At 69.2% G+C, this 18,727-nt stretch carries 20 protein-coding genes and 1 tRNA gene; 13 read left to right on the top strand and 8 right to left on the bottom strand.

Annotated features, from left to right (window positions below; all coding sequences use genetic code 11):
• The first annotated feature begins 11 nt into the window (after positions 1-11).
• The 4 genes from ACFFC4_RS09110 to speB are packed head-to-tail and all read left to right on the top strand — an operon-like array spanning position 12 to position 4,048.
• Positions 12-1,310 (top strand): APC family permease, encoded by a 1,299-nt coding sequence (locus tag ACFFC4_RS09110; protein ID WP_375499989.1) that lies wholly within the window; start codon positions 12-14, stop codon positions 1,308-1,310.
• A gap of 8 nt (positions 1,311-1,318) precedes the next feature.
• On the top strand, positions 1,319-1,615 hold the full coding sequence (locus ACFFC4_RS09105) for an ATP-binding cassette domain-containing protein (protein WP_375499987.1): 297 nt from the start codon (positions 1,319-1,321) through the stop codon (positions 1,613-1,615).
• A 24-nt stretch (positions 1,616-1,639) separates the two neighbouring features.
• Positions 1,640-3,028: an NAD(P)/FAD-dependent oxidoreductase gene (locus tag ACFFC4_RS09100; RefSeq protein ID WP_375499985.1), complete on the top strand. Its 1,389-nt coding sequence runs from the start codon at positions 1,640-1,642 to the stop codon at positions 3,026-3,028.
• Positions 3,029-3,034: 6 nt separating this feature from the next.
• Positions 3,035-4,048, top strand: a complete 1,014-nt coding sequence (gene speB / locus ACFFC4_RS09095; protein ID WP_375499983.1) for an agmatinase — start codon at positions 3,035-3,037, stop codon at positions 4,046-4,048.
• Here the strand turns inward: speB and ACFFC4_RS09090 are convergent.
• Entirely contained in the window at positions 4,045-4,638 is a 594-nt protein-coding gene (locus ACFFC4_RS09090) for a DM13 domain-containing protein (protein WP_375499981.1), read from the bottom strand. The two genes, speB and ACFFC4_RS09090, sit on opposite strands and share 4 nt — an antisense overlap.
• A 77-nt stretch (positions 4,639-4,715) precedes the next feature.
• On the opposite strand from ACFFC4_RS09090, the gene ACFFC4_RS09085 reads away from it, so the two are divergent.
• The gene (locus ACFFC4_RS09085; RefSeq protein ID WP_375499979.1) at positions 4,716-5,669 is read left to right on the top strand and encodes an acyl-ACP desaturase; all 954 of its coding nucleotides are present in this window, start codon (positions 4,716-4,718) and stop codon (positions 5,667-5,669) included.
• Between the two features lie 24 nt (positions 5,670-5,693).
• On the opposite strand, the gene ACFFC4_RS09080 is transcribed toward ACFFC4_RS09085, so the two are convergent.
• The gene (locus ACFFC4_RS09080; protein ID WP_375499977.1) at positions 5,694-5,975 is read right to left on the bottom strand and encodes a DUF2631 domain-containing protein; all 282 of its coding nucleotides are present in this window, start codon (positions 5,973-5,975) and stop codon (positions 5,694-5,696) included.
• Positions 5,976-6,065: 90 nt separating this feature from the next.
• On the opposite strand from ACFFC4_RS09080, the gene ACFFC4_RS09075 reads away from it, so the two are divergent.
• Positions 6,066-7,715, top strand: coding sequence for an MBL fold metallo-hydrolase (locus ACFFC4_RS09075; RefSeq protein WP_375499975.1), 1,650 nt, complete (start codon positions 6,066-6,068; stop codon positions 7,713-7,715).
• Here the strand turns inward: ACFFC4_RS09075 and ACFFC4_RS09070 are convergent.
• A complete protein-coding gene (locus ACFFC4_RS09070; RefSeq protein ID WP_375499973.1) occupies positions 7,712-8,542 on the bottom strand; it encodes a DNA-methyltransferase in 831 nt (276 codons plus the stop codon). The genes ACFFC4_RS09075 and ACFFC4_RS09070 overlap by 4 nt on opposite strands.
• 172 nt (positions 8,543-8,714) lie before the next feature.
• On the opposite strand from ACFFC4_RS09070, the gene ACFFC4_RS09065 reads away from it, so the two are divergent.
• Positions 8,715-9,428, top strand: coding sequence for an HNH endonuclease signature motif containing protein (locus tag ACFFC4_RS09065; protein WP_375499971.1), 714 nt, complete (start codon positions 8,715-8,717; stop codon positions 9,426-9,428).
• A gap of 2 nt (positions 9,429-9,430) precedes the next feature.
• Here ACFFC4_RS09065 and ACFFC4_RS09060 read toward each other — a convergent pair.
• The 3 genes from ACFFC4_RS09060 to bcp form a co-directional block, all read right to left on the bottom strand.
• A tRNA-Leu gene (locus ACFFC4_RS09060) sits at positions 9,431-9,505 on the bottom strand.
• Positions 9,506-9,608: 103 nt separating this feature from the next.
• Positions 9,609-9,752 carry a TraR/DksA family transcriptional regulator gene (locus ACFFC4_RS09055; RefSeq protein WP_375499969.1) on the bottom strand — a complete coding sequence of 48 codons (144 nt, stop codon included), beginning with the start codon at positions 9,750-9,752 and terminating at the stop codon, positions 9,609-9,611.
• A 181-nt stretch (positions 9,753-9,933) separates the two neighbouring features.
• Positions 9,934-10,416 (bottom strand): thioredoxin-dependent thiol peroxidase, encoded by a 483-nt coding sequence (gene bcp, locus ACFFC4_RS09050; protein ID WP_375499967.1) that lies wholly within the window; start codon positions 10,414-10,416, stop codon positions 9,934-9,936.
• A 37-nt stretch (positions 10,417-10,453) separates the two neighbouring features.
• On the opposite strand from bcp, the gene ACFFC4_RS09045 reads away from it, so the two are divergent.
• Together ACFFC4_RS09045 and purU are read left to right on the top strand one after the other, a co-directional pair.
• Positions 10,454-10,687, top strand: a complete 234-nt coding sequence (locus ACFFC4_RS09045; protein ID WP_375499965.1) for a DUF3618 domain-containing protein — start codon at positions 10,454-10,456, stop codon at positions 10,685-10,687.
• Between the two features lie 5 nt (positions 10,688-10,692).
• Complete coding sequence (purU, locus tag ACFFC4_RS09040) at positions 10,693-11,538, top strand: formyltetrahydrofolate deformylase (RefSeq protein ID WP_375499963.1); 846 nt, start codon at positions 10,693-10,695, stop codon at positions 11,536-11,538.
• 22 nt (positions 11,539-11,560) lie between these two features.
• Here purU and ACFFC4_RS09035 read toward each other — a convergent pair whose 3' ends face one another.
• Positions 11,561-13,447 (bottom strand): protein kinase, encoded by a 1,887-nt coding sequence (locus tag ACFFC4_RS09035; RefSeq protein ID WP_375499961.1) that lies wholly within the window; start codon positions 13,445-13,447, stop codon positions 11,561-11,563.
• Between the two features lie 95 nt (positions 13,448-13,542).
• Between ACFFC4_RS09035 and ACFFC4_RS09030 the strand changes: the two genes are divergently transcribed.
• Complete coding sequence (locus ACFFC4_RS09030; RefSeq protein ID WP_375499959.1) at positions 13,543-14,157, top strand: allophanate hydrolase subunit 1; 615 nt, start codon at positions 13,543-13,545, stop codon at positions 14,155-14,157.
• The gene (locus ACFFC4_RS09025; RefSeq protein ID WP_375499957.1) at positions 14,154-15,008 is read left to right on the top strand and encodes a biotin-dependent carboxyltransferase family protein; all 855 of its coding nucleotides are present in this window, start codon (positions 14,154-14,156) and stop codon (positions 15,006-15,008) included. The genes ACFFC4_RS09030 and ACFFC4_RS09025 overlap by 4 nt, the downstream gene beginning before the upstream one ends.
• A 4-nt stretch (positions 15,009-15,012) precedes the next feature.
• Here ACFFC4_RS09025 and ACFFC4_RS09020 read toward each other — a convergent pair whose 3' ends face one another.
• A complete protein-coding gene (locus ACFFC4_RS09020; protein ID WP_375500188.1) occupies positions 15,013-15,762 on the bottom strand; it encodes a LamB/YcsF family protein in 750 nt (249 codons plus the stop codon).
• Between the two features lie 118 nt (positions 15,763-15,880).
• Here ACFFC4_RS09020 and efeU point away from each other — a divergent pair, with 118 nt between their 5' ends.
• Positions 15,881-17,467, top strand: a complete 1,587-nt coding sequence (gene efeU / locus ACFFC4_RS09015; RefSeq protein ID WP_375499955.1) for an iron uptake transporter permease EfeU — start codon at positions 15,881-15,883, stop codon at positions 17,465-17,467.
• Between the two features lie 43 nt (positions 17,468-17,510).
• Positions 17,511-18,719 (top strand): iron uptake system protein EfeO, encoded by a 1,209-nt coding sequence (efeO, locus tag ACFFC4_RS09010; protein WP_375499953.1) that lies wholly within the window; start codon positions 17,511-17,513, stop codon positions 18,717-18,719.
• The last annotated feature ends 8 nt before the right edge of the window (positions 18,720-18,727 follow it).

Genomic DNA, 18,727 nt, shown 5'->3' with positions numbered 1-18,727 from the left:
GTTTGGGTACGATGGCCTTCGGACACCTGGCCGGTGCGGTCAACAACTTCTTCTACTGGGTCACAAACCCGGTGTGGATGGGCGGCACACTGGTCGGCACCGCCATCGGCGGCTTCATCGTTTTTTTCCACGGCGGCAACGACTACGGCAAGGCCGCCTACCTGGCAATCGGCATCCCGTTCATCTGGCTCGGCGTGCTGTTCGCGGTGCTGTCGTTCCGGGTCGGCAAATGGGTGGCCACGATCGGCGCCTACGCCAGGTTCCTGCTGCTCGGCTTCTTCACCATCGTCGTCGCGGTGTACGGGGCGAAGCACGGCTTCCACGGCATCAGCGCCGGCGGCTTCAAGCCCACCTACGAGAGCTTCGTGCTGCTCGTGCCGCTGATCCTGTTCAGCCTGGTCGGTTTCGAATTGCCCTCGGCGGCTGGGGAGGAGATGGAGGACGCGAAGGAAGACGTGCCGGCCGGCATCGCCAAATCCGTGCTCGCCACCGGACTCCTCTACGGCCTGCCCGTGCTCGGCATCCTGCTGGTGCTGCCCGTCGGTCAGGCCACCGGGCTGGCCGGTTTCCCCGACGCGATCAAGCAGACGCTTACCGTCTTCGGCGGCCACCTCACCCCGGCCGCCGACGGCCAGGTCACCTCGCACCTGAGCACCACCGGCACCGTTCTGGGGTGGGCCATGGCGGTCCTGATCGCCATCGTCGCCTTCACCTCGGGACTGACCTGGATCATGGGTTCCGACCGCACCCTGGCGGTGTCCTGCTACGACGGCGCAGGCCCTAAGTACCTCGGCGGCTTCTCGGCCCGCTTCGGCACGCCGCTGCGCGTCAACGTGCTGTCGGGCATCGTTTCGACCGCGATCTTCGTCGCCACGCTCTACATCACCAGCGGTAACGCGGCCAAGTTCTTTAATGTCGCGCTGGCGCTGGCGATCTCGACCACGTTGATCTCCTACCTCGGGATCTTCCCGGCGGCCTGGAAACTGCGCGGCCAGCGCCCCGAGGACGACTCGTACCGGGCGCCGCTGCTGCCGCTGATGACGATCCTGTCGGTTGCGTTCGTGCTCTTCAGCACCGTCGAGGTGTTGTTCCCCGGGCTCGGCGACGAGTGGTTCGGCAGCGACTACCGGCCCGATGACTGGAAGCCCTCCGAGAAGTGGGTGTACCTGTTCACCGAGGCCGTGCCGCTCGTGCTCTTCACTGTCATCGCCGTGGCGTTCTGGGCCATGGGCAAGCGACACCGTGACACCGAGCTGAGCAGGCTGGCCGAACCGATGTCCGCGTCGACGGTGGATCCGGCCGGCAGGTGAGGCCGGCAATGACGAGCAGGACTCTGGTGCAGCTCGACGGCAAGGCCGATCGCCGGCCGAAGGAGCTCTCCGGCGGACAGCAGCAGCGCGTCGCGCTGGCGCGGGCGCTGGTCAACCGGCCGCGGACCCGGTTCGTCGCCGGTTTCATCGGCACCTCCAACCTGCTGACCGGCAACGCACCCCGGCCGCGCTGTGGGTGTACGGCGCCGCGCAGCGCACCGGGGGCAGTGTGCCGCCGCAGGTCAACGTCAGGGGTACCCTCATCTTCGCCCTCGGGGTGCTCGTCGCCGTGGCCGTCGCAGTGAACAGCAGGAAGCGGGCCTGAGCAGATGCATCCCTCGTTGGCCGATTCGACACCGTCGTCGTTCTGGCTCGATTCGCCTTCGGCTCCCGAACCGGCCGCCCCGTTGGCCGGCCCGACGCGGGCCGACCTCACCGTTGTCGGCGGTGGCTACACCGGGCTCTGGACGGCGCTGCTGGCCAAGGAGGCCGACCCGTCGCGCGACGTCCTGCTGCTCGAGGCCCGCACCTGCGGGTGGGCGGCGTCCGGGCGCAACGGCGGGTTCTGCGCGGCCAGCCTGACGCACGGGCTGGACAACGGGCTCAGTCGCTTCCCTGACGAGATGGCGACTCTCGAGCGCCTCGGCGCCGACAACCTCGACGCCCTGGAGAAGACGCTGTCGCGGCACGGCATCGACTGCGACTTCGCACGCACCGGTGAGCTCGAGGTCGCGACCTCGGAGCATCAGATCCCCTGGCTGCATGAGGGCGTCGAACAGGCGAGGGCGTTCGGCCACGACGCCGAGTTCCTCGACCTCGACGCCGTGCGCGCCGAGGTGGCCTCACCTACCTACGTCGCTGCGGCATGGCACCGTGACCGGACCGCGCTCGTCGACCCGGCCCGGCTCGCGTGGGGCTTGCGGGCGGCGTGCCTGTCGCTCGGCGTGCGGATCGCGGAGAACACCCCGGTGCAGTCGGTTCGGCGCGAAGGACCGGGCGTCCGGCTCGGCACCGAGCACGGCTCCGTCTACAGCGCGCGGGCGGTGCTGGGCACGAGCGCGTTCCCGGGCGTGCTGCGGCGCGCGCGTGCGTACACCGTGCCCGTCTACGACTATGTCCTCGTCACCGAGCCGCTGTCGCCGGCCCATCTCGAGAGCGTGGGTTGGCGGCACCGGCAGGGTATCGGCGACGTCAGCAACCAGTTCCACTACTACCGGCTCACCGCCGACAACCGGATCCTGTGGGGCGGCTACGACGCGATCTACCACTGGGGCAACGGCCTGCGCCCGGAACTCGACGAGCGCCCGGCCACCTTCGAGCTGCTGGCGCGCCAGTTCTTCGAGACGTTCCCGCAGCTCGACGGGTTGCGGTTCACACACCGCTGGGGCGGCGCCATCGACACGTCGACGCGGTTCTTCGCCTTCCAGCGCACGGCGCTGTCGGGCCGGGTCGCTTACAGCGTCGGCTACACCGGGCTGGGCGTGGGTGCGACGCGGTTCGGGGCGCAGGTCGCACTCGACCTGCTCGACGGACGGGATTCCGAGGCGCTGCGGCTGCAGGCGATACGGTCGCGCCCGTGGCCCTTCCCTCCCGAACCGCTGCGCTGGGCGGGCATCAACCTGACCCGCCACGAGCTGGCGCGCGCCGACCGCAACGAGGGGCGTCGCGGGCCGTGGCTGCGCACGCTCGACCGGTTGGGGATGGGTTTCGACTCATGACGTCTGATGCCTAGGTTCGGGGCGCAGTTCGGACCGGACATCACCTTCCTGGGCGTCGACCCCTGCGACTGGGCTGACGCCTCGACGTATGCCGGCGCCGACGTCGTCATCCTCGGAGCGCCCTTCGACGGCGGTACCTCGCACCGCTCGGGCACCCGGTTCGGGCCGCAGTACATCCGCCAGACCTGCTACCTCTCGCACGACGGCTCGCGTCCCTCCTTGGCGATGCGCGTCGACGCCCTGCGCGACCTGCGGGTGCTCGACGCCGGCGACGTGATGATGTACTCCGGCGACGCCGAGCGCTCGGTACGCGACCTGCAGGAGGCCGTGTCGGCCGTCGCTTCCACGGGTGCGATCCCGCTGATCCTCGGCGGCGACCACACCATCGCCTGGCCCGACGCCGCTGGCGTAGCGCAGCACGTCGGCCACGGGCGGGTGTCGATGATCCACTTCGACGCGCACGCCGACACCGGCGACATCGAGTTCGGCTCGCTGATCGGGCACGGGCAGCCGATGCGCCGGCTCATCGAGTCCGGCGCGGTGCGCGGCGATCGATTCCTGCAGATCGGGTTGCGCGGCTACTGGCCCGACCCCGACACGCTGTCGTGGATGGCCCAGCAGCACATGCGCTCGTACGAGATGACGGAGATAACCGCCCGTGGCCTGGGGGAGTGCCTCACCGAGGCCTTCGCCATTGCCACCGACGAGTGCGACGGGGTGTTCCTGTCCGTGGACATCGACGTGTGCGATCCCGGCCATGCGCCGGGCACCGGGACGCCCGAACCGGGTGGCCTCACCGCGCGCGAGCTGCTCGACTCGGTGCGCCGCATCGCCTACGAATTACCGGTGGTCGGTGTTGATGTGGTCGAGGTGTCACCGCCCTACGACCACGCCGAGATCACGTCGTTCCTGGCCAACCGGGTGGTGCTCGAGGCGCTGTCCGGCATCGCCCGTCGGCGGCGCGATGCTGCGGACGGCACGGTGTGGGACCCCACCCAGCCGCTGCTCGACGGGCGTTAGGCCGCTGGCTTCAGCTGCGCGGCGCCGAAGGACACGTCGAAGCGCTCGCACCAGATCGACACGCTCGTCAGCCGCGTGAGGTCGGCGCCCTTGGGGATCCGGTAGACCTGGTTGCCGAGGTTGGCCTTGAGGGTGCCCAGGCTGATGTGCTGCCCGTCGTCGAACACGTGCCAGCCCTTGTCGCCCTTCAACACCGGCGCGTCGGTGAGCCAGACGTGCACGTCGGGCCCGTCGCTCGTGTCGAGGTTCGCGATGGCGAGCACGCGGCTGCCGTCGGGCTGGCGTACCACGCTGACCGTTCCGGACGTCGGGTGCTCGTGGCTGATCAGCGTGCCGCGCGAGAGCAGGGCTGCGGTTGGGCGAGACGACGCCGAGGGTGACGAGGGTGCGGTAACGCTCGGGCTCGGGGCCACCGTCGAGTCCACGGCGGCGGGGGACTCGATTGCGACCTGCGGCAGCTGTTCGTCCACCCGGTGGTCGATGAACAGCTTCCAGGGCTGGAACCACACCAACCCAAACGTCACGCCGGCCGCCACCACGAAGGCCACAGCGGCCAACCACAGGCGTCGGGTGCGTCGGCGGGGAGGCATGCGCCGAGGGTAAGGGGGAGCGAAGCCAGGTGACTGTTACGAGCCGGGAACAGCAAACCTACGGTAACGTAGGTTGTATGTCCGTTCTTGCACCTGCCGACACCGACGAGGGCGTCCAGGCCCGACTGCTGCATGACCTCGAGCCTGTCGTCGCCGAGAATCTCGAGCGCCACATCAAGGTGGCCAAGTCCTGGCATCCGCACGACTACGTGCCGTGGTCGCGTGGGCGTGACTTCGCCTTCCTGGGCGGCGAGGACTGGTCGCCGGCGGATTCCCCGCTCGACCCGGTGGCCCAGACGGCGATGATCGTCAACCTGCTGACCGAGGACAACCTGCCCTCCTACCACCGCGAGATCGCGACCCGGTTCAGCCGCGACGGCGCTTGGGGCGAGTGGGTCGGCCGGTGGACGGCCGAAGAGGGTCGGCACGGCATCGCGCTACGCGACTACCTCGTCGTCACCCGTGGCGTCGACCCGGTCGAACTCGAGAACCTGCGCATGGTGCACATGACCGCCGGCTACGACTCCGGCGACAAAACCGCGCTGCAGGCCGTCGCGTACGTGTCTTTTCAGGAGCTTGCGACCCGGGTGTCGCACCGCAATACCGGCGCAGCCACCGGCTGCCCGCTGGCCGAGCAGTTGCTGACCCGCATCGCCACCGACGAGAACCTGCACATGGTCTTCTACCGCAACCTGGTGGCAGCGGCGCTCGAGCGCGAACCCGACGCCACAATGTGCGCGATCCGTGACGAGGTCGTCGGGTTCCAGATGCCGGGGCAGGGGATGCCGAACTACCTGCGCAACTCGGCCACCATCGCCAAGGCCGGCATCTACGACCTGCGCCTGCACCACGACGAGGTCATCGCGCCGGTGCTGCGCTACTGGAAGATATTCACCCGCGACGACTTCGGTCCGGCCGGCCAGCAGGCGCGCGACGAGCTCGCGACGTTCATGGACGGGTTGGACGCCCAGGCGACACGGTTCGTCGAGAAGCGTGAGGCGCAGCGCATGAAGGCGGCTGCGCGCAGCTGATGCACGCTGCTGGATGACGGCAGATTACTTGGACCGCCACGCGTTCTTGCGGGTCTGCCGGTCCCTTATGAGGGCGATGACGAGGAGAGCCGCGCTGATCCCCAGGAATAGCGTGCCCTGCTCGTTGTAGTGCGTCGACGTCGCCATCAACACCAGGATGATCGCGACGAACCAGCCGGCGACCCGGGTCCAGCGGCCGAACTCGCCGTGCCAGCCCCACTGCTCCGGGTGCTCGTCCGGGTGGTCGTGCTGGTAGTCGTCGGGCAGGGAGAGGTCGGGCTGCTCACTTCCGGGCTTGAGGGCCACGGCACACTCCTGTCGGGACGCTGATCGTTAGGGCTAAGTCATTGTGGCACTCCCCATCGAGGTCACAGAGCACTGGCTACCGTGGGCGCCATGCGCATCACCGGTCTGGGTCACGCCAGCGTCCTGATCGAGACGGCTCACGGCAGCATCGTCACCGACCCGTGGGTGAACCCGGCGTACTTCGGATCGTGGTTCCCGTTCCCCGACAACTCCGGCCTCGACTGGGACGCGATCGGCCAGGCCGACTACCTGTTCGTGTCCCACCTGCATCGCGACCACTTCGACCCCGAGCACCTGCGCAAGCACATCAGCAAGAAGACGACGGTGCTGCTGCCCGAGTACCCGACGTCCGAGCTCGAGGACGCGCTGCGCGACTGCGGCTTCAGTTCGTTCGTCAAACCGGCCTCTGGTGACGTCGTCTCGCTCGACGGCCTGGACATCATGATCCAGGCGCTCACCTCGCCGACCGACGGACCGATCGGCGACTCTTCACTCTGGGTGTCGGACGGTCGGTACCGGGTGCTGAACCAGAACGACGCGCGCCCGTCCGACCTGGCAGCCTTTCGCGAGCTGGGACCGGTCGATGCGTATTTGATCCAGTTCTCCGGCGCCATCTGGTTCCCGATGGTCTACGAGCTGCCCGCGCGGGCCAAGCAGGCACTGGGCAAGACCAAGCGCGACCGCCAGTTCGACCGCACGCTGCGCTACATCGAGGAACTGAACGCCGCCTACGTCTTCCCGATGGCCGGCCCGCCATGCTTCCTCGACGAAGAGCTCTGGGGCTTCAACGACATCTTCGGCGACGAGTCGAACATCTTCCCGGACCAGACCGTCTACCTCGACTGGCTTGATTCGAAGGGCCACTCCGAGGGGCGGCTGCTGCTGCCCGGCACGGTCGCCACTGTTGACGAACCCGATTGCCCGACCGTGCACCCGTTCGACCCGGCCACTATCTACGCGTCGAACGAGACCAAGACCGCCTACCTGCGCGAGATGCAGGCCCGACGGATGCCCGAGGTCGAGGCGGTCAAGGCCACCTGGCCGCACCCCGAGATCGACGTGCTCGCCGCGCTGCAGGACTGGTTCACGCCGCTGCTGCAGGAATCGACGCACATCGCCGACGGCATCAACGGGGGCATCCGCCTGACGCTCGACGACGCCGACCGTGGTGACGTGGACATCCTGATCGACTTCGTCGCGCGGACGGTGTCGACGTACGCCGACGAGAAGGTGCGCTATCGCTTCCGCACCCGGCGCGCGTACGTCGAACAGTTGATCGCCGAGCACGAGATCGATTGGGTCAACTCGCTGTTCCTGTCCTGCCGGTTCTCCGCGCAGCGCATCGGGCCGTACAACGAGTTCGTCTACGTGTTCTTCAAGTGCCTGTCCGAGGAGCGGTTGAATTACGCCGAGGGTTGGTTCCTCGAGCAGAACGCGTCCGAGGCGGCCGAGACGATCACGTTGGACGGCTGGGAGATGCAGCGCCGGTGCCCGCACCTGAAGGCCGACCTGTCGCGGTTCGGCACGGTGTCGGCCCAGGACGGCGGCCCTGCCGTCCTCACCTGCCAGATGCACGGCTGGAAGTGGCGGCTGTCCGACGGCAAGTGCCTGTCCTCCGTCGGGCACGACCTGCGCTGCGCGCCCGAGGGGCAGACGGTGCCGGCCGGGCCCGGGCCGATCGAGCACACTCCGGCCGACGGCCTGCGCGGCCAGCACGAGATGGAGGAGTCGGCCGGTTAGGCCTGTTCGACCTTGGCGTTCGGCAGTCGCTTGCGCATGATCTCGATGGCCTCCGGATTGCGGTCGACCAGGACGAACCGCCGGCCGAGTTCCGTAGCGACGGCGCCGGTCGTCCCGCTGCCGGCGAAGAAGTCGAGGACTCTGTCACCCTCGCGCGAGGACGCCTGGACGATGCGGCGCAGGATGCCCTCGGGCTTCTGGTTCGGGTAACCGGTCTTCTCGCGGCCGTTGGTCGGCACGATGGTGTGCCACCAGACATCGGTGGGCAGCTTGCCGCGCGCCGCCTTCTCCGGCCCGACGAGACCCGGCGCAAGGTAGGGGATTCGTTCGACGGCATCCTGGTCGAAGAAGTGCCCGCCCGGCGTGCGGACGTAGACGAAGATCGTGTCGTGCTTGGCCGGCCAGCGGTCGCGCGCCCGCCCACCGAAGTCGTAGGCCCAAATCAACTCGTTGAGAAACGCGTCGGTACCGAAGATGTGGTCGAGCAACAGCTTGACCGCGTGTGCCTGCCGGTAGTCGATGTGCAGGTACAGCGTGCCACTGGCCGTAAGCAGCCGCTTTGCCTGCTGCAGCAGGGGTTCCAGCATTCCGAGGTAGTCGTCGTGGACGTCGAGGTAGCCGAGGCGGGACGTTTCGGTGGTCCTGTAACGGCGCCCGGCGTACCCCGTCCGATCGCCGTCCTCGTCGCGAACGGTTGTGATCGTGCGCCGCTGCTGGACCTTGCCGGTATTGAACGGCGGATCGATGTAGATCAGCTGAAAGGTTGCGTCGTCGAGCGTGGGCAGGACGTCGGCACAGTCGCCCTCGATGATGAGATCGGGCGTCATGACATCCTTTTCTGTCAGAGGGTCGCGGAACGATCGAAGTATGCCGCGACCACGACCCTGGACCGACGACCAGCTCCGCGATGCCGTACTCACCAGCTCGAGTGTGAGCGAGGTGTGCCGTCGGCTCGACCTACGGGTGGGCGGAGAGACGTATCGCAGCCTCCGGCAGGACATGGCTCGCCTTGGCTTGCATCTCGGTCAGGGGCAGCCTCCGTTAACGGTCACCCCGCCACGCCGATCGTGGACTGATGATCAGCTGCGGGATGCAATCGAGGCGTGCTCGTCGCTCAAGGAAGTCTGCGGTCGGCTCGGGCTGATCCCGTGTGCCCGCCGTTATGAACAGCTTCGGCGGCACATCGTCCGTCTCGACATCAAAGCTTCGCACCTCCCCACATCGGAACTCAGGATCAGCGCCGACCGTTCGTGGACCGACGACGAGCTCCGGGACATCGTCCGCGATAGCCGATCGGTGTCCGAGGTGCTCCGTCGCCTTGGCTACAAGCCGAGCGGTGGAATGCACCGCTACATCAAAGCGAAGATCCAGATGCTGGGGATCGACGCAGGCCATTTCAGCGGACAGTCATGGTCGCGGGGGCGGTCGTTTCCGCAGGGTCCTCGGGTCCGGCCGCTCGAGGAGATCCTGGTCAAGGGTTCGATGTACGGCAGCGGCAAGCTGCGCATCCGGCTCATCGCCGCCGGACTGAAGCCCGCTTGCTGCGAGCTGTGTGGGATCAGCGAGTGGCTGGGCGACACACTCACGCTGCAACTCGATCACATCAATGGCGACCCGACCGACAACAGGCTGGAGAACCTCCGGGTCCTCTGCTCCAACTGCCATTCGCAGACGGATACCTGGTGCAGGTCGACGGCCACGCGTGGCGCCTGACGTAGGGCCGGGGGGATTCGAACCCCCACTGTCACGGACCTAAACCGTGTGCCTGCTACCAGTTGGGCTACGGCCCCCCGGGGCACAGACTACGGTCCGCGCGCGAGCAAGCTTGCTCAGGTCGGCAGCTGTAACACGACGTGTTACAGCTGCCGATTACTTACGTGGGTATTGCCACCGTCAGGCGCAGGCGATGCACAATGCTGCCGCCGGCCGGGCTTCGAGCCGCGCGTCGCTGATTGGGCGGCCGCAGCGAACGCACTTACCGTACGTCCCCTCGGTTACCCGGCCCAGCGCGGCGTCGACCTCGGTTAATTGAGCCACGGCTCGCTCGACGAACGAGGCGGCCTGGGCGCGCTCGAAGCCAATGGTCGCGCCCTCGGGGTCGTGCTCGTCGTCACCGGTTGTCGAGGAAGCCGAGTCCAGGACGTCAGCGAGTTCGGCTTGCGCGGCGGCGACGCGTTCGACCGCCGCGGCCCGCAGCCCGACCAGCCGGGAGGCGGGGTCAGGCAGCGTCGAGTCCGAGGTCGCGACGCAGCTTGGCGACGTGGCCGGTGGCCTTGACGTTGTACTGGGCTACCTCGATCACACCCTGCTCGTCGAGCACGAACGTGGAGCGGATCACGCCCATGACCGTCTTGCCGTACATCGTCTTCTCGCCGAACGCGCCCCACGCCTCGAGCGTCTCCTTCGAGACGTCCGACAGCAGGGGGAAGGTGACGGCGTCGCGGTCGCGGAACTTCGCCAGCTTCTCGGGCTTGTCGGGCGAGATGCCGAGCACGGCATAACCCGCAGCCTGCAGGGAGTCGAGGCTGTCGCGGAAGTCGCAGGCCTGCTTGGTGCAACCGGGCGTCATGGCGGCGGGATAGAAGTAGACGATCACCTTGCGACCGCGCAGGCCGGACAGGGTGATGTCCTTGCCGTCGGCGTCGGGGAGGGTGAAGTCGGGGGCGGTATCGCCGGGTTCGAGTCGCGTCACGTCGGCCAACGCTACCGCTGTGTCCCCTTACTACTAGGCTTGGACCGTGGCCGGAGAACGCAGCGCAGACGACATCCAGCGCGACATCGAGAAGTCCCGTGCCGCCCTGGCCGCGGCCGTCGATCAGCTCGCTTATCGCGGCAATCCCAAGCGCATCGTCGAGAAGACGAAGACGTCCCTGCGCGAGAAGGCCAACTCACCGCAGGGCCGCATCGTCATCGCCGTGGCCGGCGGGCTGCTCGTGCTCGTCGTGGTGCGGCGCGTCCGGTCGAATCACTGACCCGGGTGGCTACCGCAGTCCTGCTGCTCTCCTGCCCCGACCGACCGGGGCTCAGCCACGCGGTCACCGAGTTCGTGCTCAGCGTCGACGGCAACATCCTGCACGCCGAGCAGCACATCGACCGCGCGACCGGCGTCTTCTTCCAGCGCGTCGAGTTCGAGGCGTCCGTCTCCGGCGTGGCCGAACTGAAGGAGCGCTTCGCCCCGACAGCGCAGCGGTATGGCATGACCGTCTGGTCGCGGCTGTCCAGCGACCGTCCCCGGGTCGCGATCCTGGCCTCGAAGCAGCCGCATTGTCTCGTCGACCTGCTGGCGCGGTGGCAGGCCGGTGAGCTCCCCGCCGACATCGCCGCGGTCTTCAGCAACCATCCCGACCACGCAGAGCTTGCCGCCTTCTACCGGGTCCCGTACCACCACCTGCCGGTGACGCCGGACACGCGTGAAGAGCAGGAGACCGAGCTGCTGCGGATTCTGGCCGAGCTCGATGTCAGCCTGGTGATCCTCGCCCGCTACATGCAGGTCTTGAGCCCGCGGGTGCTCGACACGTATCCGTCGCACATCATCAACATCCACCACTCCTTCCTGCCGGCCTTCATGGGCGCGAAGCCCTACCACCAGGCGCAGGAACGGGGAGTGAAGCTCATCGGCGCCACCGCGCATTACGCGACCGTCGAGCTGGACGAAGGGCCGATCATCACCCAAGACGTCGCCCCGGTGACGCACCGCGACACGGTGGCCGACCTCGTGCGCAAGGGCCGCGACCTGGAGACCGTCGTGCTGGCCGAGGCGGTGCGGGCGCACGTCGAGCACCGGACGCTGGTCTATGGCAACAAGACCGTCGTCTTCGCCTAAGCCGGCAGCGGGAACGGCCGGGTCACCGGTCGGCGAGCCAGCGTAGGTAGGCCGCCGGGACGTCGGTGATCACGAGGTCGGCGCCCGCTGAGCGGGCAGCTGCCCATTGCGCGGTGGTGTCCACCGTGTACACCACCGACGTCAGACCGGCAGTACGCAGCGTCGACAGGTACGTCTTACTGGCAACATCGGAAGCGACCGCGACGTAGCGCACGCCCGCCGCTCGCAGCGTGCTCGCCGGCGTCTTGGTGTCGACGACGAACTGCATCAGCGTGAGCGTCGTGCCCAGCGGCGTTGCGGCGTCACGCATCTTGGCCAGCTCGGCGGGATAGAAGGACGTGACGACGGCGCGGTCCAGCAGGTCGTGGCGCCGCAGTACCGCCAGAAACCCGTCGACCTGTGCCTGGGTCTGCACGACCTTGACCTCGGCGAACAGCGTCGCACCGGCGAACGGTTGCAGGCCGGCGGCAAGATCGTCGAACGTGCCGATCGGGTAGGTGCGGCCGTCCGGGGAGGCGGCGGCCGGTGTGCGGCACCGTGCTTTCAACACCGCCCAGGTGGTCTTGCTGATCGTGTACGGACCGCCTGAGCATTCGAGATTCGGCTTGGTGCTCGCGTCGTGGACGATGACCGGCACGTTGTCCGAGGTCCAGCGGATGTCGGTCTCGATGCCGTAGCCCTGTTTGGCCGCTGCGACGAGGGCGGGGATCGATTCCTCGGCATAGCTCTCGCGCCCGCCGCGGTGCGCGAGGACCGTCACACCGGCATCAGTCGGCTCCGGGCTCGTGCTCGACGAGCCGACCGACGCGCTCGGCGAGGTCGGAGCCACTGACGGGCTCGAGGCCACGGGCGCACCGGCCTGCGGGGAGCCGTCACCGGGGGAGTCGCTGCCGCCGCCGGTCAGGACCGCCACAAGTCCGGCGGCGATCAGCACCAGCACGACCGCTGCCGCGATCCACCAACCGCGTCGGCTGTGCGAACGACCCGACGGCGGGGCGGGGAATGGCGACGCGGGTGCGGGCGGCGCGGCGGTCCGAACCGTCGTCCGCGCAGGCGGTTGCTCCGGCAGGGCAGTGTCGTGCGGGCGCTCCGTGCGGGCGGCCATCGACACCAGCTCGGTCGTGACCTCGTCGATGCCGATGCGCCGGGCCGGGTCGCGCTCGAGCATCCGGGCGATCAACGGGCCAAGTTCTGGAGCGTGTCCCGGCACGGGCAGCTCGCGAAACACGATGGCGGCGATGAGGGTGGGTGTGGTGTCGCCCTGGAACGCCGGACGTCCCTCGACGGTCTCATAGAGCACGGCGCCCAACGCCCAGACGTCGCTGGCGGAGGACGCCTCCGAACCGTCGAGCAGCTCGGGAGCGAGGTAGCCGACGGTGCCGGTGAAGAAACCGGTCTGCGTCAGTCGGGCGTCGCCGGCCGAGCGGGCGATACCGAAGTCGGCGAGCTTGGCGACATCGCGGCGGGTGACCATGATGTTGGCCGGCTTGATGTCGCGGTGCACGATCCCGGCCTCATGCGCGGCGGCGACGGCGCTCGCCACCTGGCCGATGATCCGCGCGGCGCGCGACACCGGCATGGCCTGCTCGGCGATGAGATCCGACAGCGTGCTGCCCTCGACGTACTCCATGACGATGAACGGCTCGCCGTCCTCGGCCACGAAGTCAGTGACGGCCACGAGGTTTCCGTGGTTGAGCCGGGAGGCGGCCAGCGCCTCGCGGCGGGCACGCTCGACGTCCCGCGCAGAGTCGGGCGAGTCAGCCCGGTAACCGAGCAGCCGCTTCACCGCGACGTGCTTGTCGCCCAGGCGGTGATCGGTGGCAAGCCAGACCTCGGCCATGCCGCCCCGGCCGAGACGGCGCAGCAGGGTGTAGCGGCCGCCGACGACCGTGCCCTCTCCACCGTCCACGCGCGGCCCTCCTCGCCAGGGGCGCCATCATCGCAGGCCCGCGGGTGGGACGGGAAGCGCCACGAACAGGCGACGCAGCGCTCTATCGTCGCTACATGGCAAGCCCCCGCGACGTCGGCGAGCGAAGTCTGCTGCTCGAGGTCGACCGGCCCGCTGCCGTCGCCGCCTGGGTCCGCACGGCCGCCGTCGCGCGACGGGTGCCGGTAGCCGACGTCGTGCCCGCCGCCCGCACGGTGCTGGTCACCGCGCCGACCGTCGCGGGCCGCGCGGGCCTGATGCAGCTGCTCACCGATCTGCCCGAGGACGTGACGGATCTCGACGCGCCGCGCGGCGAGCCGGTGCAGATCGCCGTTCGCTTCGACGGGCTCGACCTCGCCGACGTGGCCGAGCAAGCGGCGCTCTCCGCCGACGGCGTCGCGCGGTTGCTGGTCGACACCGAGTTCGACGTCCAGTTCTGCGGGTTCGCGCCGGGGTTCGCCTACCTGGCCGGGTTGCCCCACCAGCTGCGCGTGCCCCGCCGCTCCGAACCACGCGTGCGGGTGCCGGCCGGCTCGCTGGCCCTGGCCGACAGCTATGCCGCCGTCTACCCACGTGAGAGCCCGGGCGGCTGGAACCTGGTCGGCAGCACCGACGCGGTGCTCTTCGACATCGACCGCGACCCACCTGCGCTGCTCGTTGCCGGCACGCGCGTGCGCTTCGTCGCGTCGTGAATCGGTTCGACGTGCTGTCACCCGGCCCGCTCACCACCGTGCAGGACGCGGGCCGGCCCGGGCATGCGCACGAGGGGGTGTCGCCGTCGGGCTACCTCGACGTCCCGGCCGCCACGCTGGCCAACCGGCTCGTCGGCAACGATCCCGGTGCTGCCCTGCTTGAGACGACGATGACGGGTCCGACCCTGCACTACGTCGGCGACCGGGCCACGGTGGTCGCCCTCACCGGCGCACCTGCCCCGCTGCGCGTCGGTGACCGCGCCGCGCCGGTCTACGCGTCGGTGACGGTCCGTCCCGGTGAGCAGGTCCAGGTCGGCGCGGCAGCGACGGGCCTGCGCAGCTACCTCGCCGTCTCCGGCGGCCTGCAGGTGCCCATGACGCTCGGCAGCCGCAGCACCGATCTGCTCGGTGGTCTCGGGCCGCCGCCGCTGCGCGCCGGTGACCGGCTCGCGCTCGGCAAACCCTGGCCGCCCGCGGCGATCGATGTCGCGCCGGTGGCCGGGCTCGATCCCGTGCCGACGCTGCGCGTGGTGCCCGGCCCACGGCAGGAGTGGCTGGTGCCCGACGCCCTCGACGTGCTCACCGGGCAGGACTGGACGGTCAGCGACCGCTCGAACCGGGTGGGCGTCCGGCTGTCGGGGGGGCCGATCGCCTGGGCCACCGAGGACGAGCTGCCGAGCGAGGGCATGACCGTGGGCGCTGTGCAGATCCTGCCGAACGGCCAGCCGGTGATCTTCCTGGCCGACCACCCGGTCACCGGCGGTTACCCGGTGCTGGCCGTGCTGCGCGAGTCGGCCCGGCCGGCCGCGGCGCAGCTGCGTCCCGGTGGCACGGTGCGCTTCGCCGTCTGAGCACTCAGCGAAACGCAGTCACCTCGACGCCGGCGTTGACCAGTGCCGCCCGCACCGCCGACGCCAGCTCGACCGCGCCCGGGGTGTCGCCGTGCACGCACAGCGAACGGGCGGGCACCGCGACGTCCGACCCATCGACGGCTGACACCCGCTGCTCAAGCGCGAACGCCACCGCGCGGGTCACGACGGAGTCGACGTCGTCGAGCACTGCACCGTCCGCCACGCGGGAGACCAGCCGACCCGAGGCCAGGTACCCACGGTCGGCGAACGCCTCCGGCACGAACGTCAGCCCGACGCGGTCGGCCGCATCGCCCAGCGCCGAGTCGGGCAGCCCGAGGATCGGCAGCGAGTCGTCATAGGCGGCGACGGCCTCGACTATCGCCCCCGCCTGCGCCGGATCGTCTGCAGCGGTGTTGTAGAGCGCGCCGTGCGGCTTGACGTAGCGCACCCGGGTGCCTGCCGCGACGGCGCACGCGTCAAGGGCGCCGAGCTGGTACAGCACGTCGGCGGACAACTCGTCGGATGCCATGTCGATGCGCCGCCGGCCGAAGCCGGCGAGGTCACGGTAGCCGACCTGGGCGCCGATGGTGACTGCACGCGCGGCCGCCGCAGCGCACACCCGACGCATCGTCAGCGGGTCGCCGGCGTGGAATCCGCACGCGACGTTGGCACTGGTGACGATGTCGAGCAGGGCGTCGTCGTCGCCGAGCCGCCAGACCCCGAAGCCCTCGCCGAGGTCGGCGTTGAGGTCCATCTGCACGGCGTCACGCTAGCCGGAACAGGGGGTGCACGTGAGCGGTCGGCGTCGGTTACAGTCGCTTAGGCCTGCCTACCCTTAGCGGCGCCGAAGTCGAGCGGAGAGGACGAGCGCAATGCTGCCGACCTTCGTCATCGGGCTGCGTGAGGGCCTGGAAGCGGCGCTGATCGTCGGCATCATCGCCGCCTTCCTGCGCAAGCAAGGCCGCAAGGATCTGCTGCGCTGGATGATGTCCGGCGTCGGCCTCGCGCTTGCCCTGTGCCTCGCCGCCGGCATCGCGCTCAACGCGTACTCGCGCAACCTGCCGCAGAAGCAGCAGGAGGGGCTCGAGACGGTGATCGGTGCGCTGGCCGTCTGCATGGTCACGTACATGGTCATCTGGATGCGGCGCAATTCGCGCGGCCTCAAGGGCCAGCTCGAGGGCCTTGCGGCCGAGGCCATGGACGGGCGGTCGAACGCCGGCCGCGCCATGGTGCTCATGGCCTTCCTGGCCGTCATCCGCGAGGGCCTCGAGACGGTTGTCTTCCTGCTCGCCGCCTTCAACGAGGCCAGCAATCCGCGCAGCGCCGGGTTCGGTGTGGTCCTGGGCATCGCGGTGGCGATCGCGCTGGGTTACGGCATCTACCGCGGTGGCGTGCGGATCAACCTGTCGAAGTTCTTCCGGGCCACCGGTTTCGTCCTCGTTCTCGTCGCGGCCGGCATCGTTGTCAACGCCTTGCACACCGCGCACGAGGCGGGTTGGCTCGACGCCGGCCAGGGCAGCACCGTCGACCTCAGCTGGCTGGTGCGACCTGGGAGTGTCCAGGCGTCACTGCTCACCGGCATGCTCGGCATCCAGGCCCGCCCGGTGGTGGCCGAGGTCAGCGGCTGGCTGGTGTACCTGATTCCGGTCGGTCTCTACGTCATCTGGCCTCCAGGGCGACCGGCGCCGGCCCGGCTCGCGGCCAAGATCGGTGCGGCCGTCGGCGTGGCCGCGGCCCTCACCGCTGTCGTGCTGGCGGCTGCCACCCCGGCTCGTCCCACGGAACGCCCGGCGACCACCGCCGGTGCGATCTCGGTAGAGGTCGTGGCCCGCTCGACGCAGGACGTCACCGTGCGCACGCAGTCGCAGCACCCGATCGCGCAGACCACCGGCGTCCAGCAGACGTTCCGACTCACCTCGCAGGGCACCACTCGCCACGACGGCGTGACCGCCGAGCGATTCGCCGCGGCGGTGCCCGGCACGGGTGCTGCCGGCTTACCGGCGACGCTGTCCGTCGAGCGAGTGGCCGCGCTCAACGGGGGGCGGCTGCCGTTGTCGACCGTTCGCAATGTTACCGGCGCGATCCCGGTGACCTATCGCGACGCCAGCACCCTGACCGTCTGGGTCGACAGCCGCACCGACCGGGTGCTCGACCTCAGCTGGGGCGAGCGGGTCACTGCCGTCGTCCGGACCGCCAGCGACCGGGAGGCGCTGGCCACCCCGACTGCCGCGGCCACCCGCGTCCTACCGCGTTCTGTCGCGATCGCCGCCGCCGACGCCGCCCGCGCCGCCCACAGCCGCTTGGAGCACCGCTCGGTGCTGCACGCGTTCACGGGCTGGGCGACGGCTCTGGCCGTCGTGGCGTTGCTGACGGCGCTCGGCTTCGCGCTGGCGGCTCACCGCCGACCTGCGCCGCAACCTGCCCGCTCCGAACCCCGGGTTGAGCTCATCCGAAGTTAGGTTAGGCTGCCCTACACATCCTCGACGACCCGGAGCCAACTCGATGCCTGCCCCGCGTGCTGCCACCGCCAAGACCCTGACTGCGGCGGTGACCGCCACCGTCGCCGCTGCCCTTGTCCTGTCGGGGTGCTCGAGCTCGGGCGGCAAGTCCGACAGCTCGGCGGCGGCCGGCTCGTCCAAGGCGTCGACGGCTGCGGCGCACGTGGTCAACGTGACCGTCACCGCGGCCAAGGGCTGCGTTGCCGACGCTGCCCAGTACGCCGCAGGCGCGTTGACTTTCAAGATCACGAACACTGACGCCACCGCCGTCAGCGAGGTCGAGTTGCTCAGCGGCGAGCGCATTGTCGGTGAGAAGGAGAACCTGCCCCCCGGGTTCTCCGGAGTGTTCGCGGTGAATGTCGACGCCGGCTCGTACACGCTGTACTGCCCCGGAGCCACTCCTGAGCGCTCGCCGCTGAAGGTGGTCGGCAAGTCCGTGGGCACGACCGACACGAACCTGGCCGCATTGCTCAAGACGGCCACCACTGGTTACGCGAACTACGTCAACACCCAGGTGAACGCGCTGGTCGCGGCCACCGCCACCTTCAACAAGGCGCTGCACGGCACGAACCTCAAGGCGGCGCAGACCGCGTACATGCAGGCCCGTCCGTACTACGAGAAGATCGAGCCGGTCGCCGAGTCGTTCGTCATCGGCCAGGACAGCATCGACGCCGACATCGACGTACGCATCGCCGACACCACCTTCGCGAAGTGGCGTGGGTTCCACCGCATCGAGTACGGCATCTTCAAGCAGAAGTCCCTGAAGGGCATGGGTGTGTTCGGCGACAAGCTGGTCGCCGACGTCGGGCGGCTGAAGAAGTTGACGACCGGCCTGACGTACAAGCCCACCGAGCTCGCCAACGGTGCGCAGGGGCTGCTCGACGAGGTGGCCGCCAGCAAGATCACCGGCGAGGAGGAGGCGTACTCGCAGATCGACCTGCTCGACTTCGCCAACAACGACGAGGGCGCCGAGCAGGCCTTCGCGCAGCTGCAGCCGGCCTTGACCAAGATCGATCCCGTGTTGACCAGGAACATCCAGACCCAGTTCGCCGCCCTGGACAAGCTCGTGAACTCCTACCGGACCACGAGCAACCCGTCCGGCTTCACGCTCTACACCGAGCTCACTGCCACCGACAAGCGTCAGCTCGCCGCCGCGGTGAAGGCTGTGCAGGAGCCGCTGTCGACGGTGGCGAGCAAGGTCGCGAACGCGTAAGCCTGGTA

Origin of the sequence: uncultured Jatrophihabitans sp. (genome assembly GCF_964244045.1) — a bacterium.
Taxonomy (GTDB): Bacteria; Actinomycetota; Actinomycetes; order Mycobacteriales; family Jatrophihabitantaceae; genus Jatrophihabitans.
The sequence above is the reverse complement of the archived record's forward strand: the minus strand, read 5'-3'. Positions and strand labels throughout refer to the sequence as shown.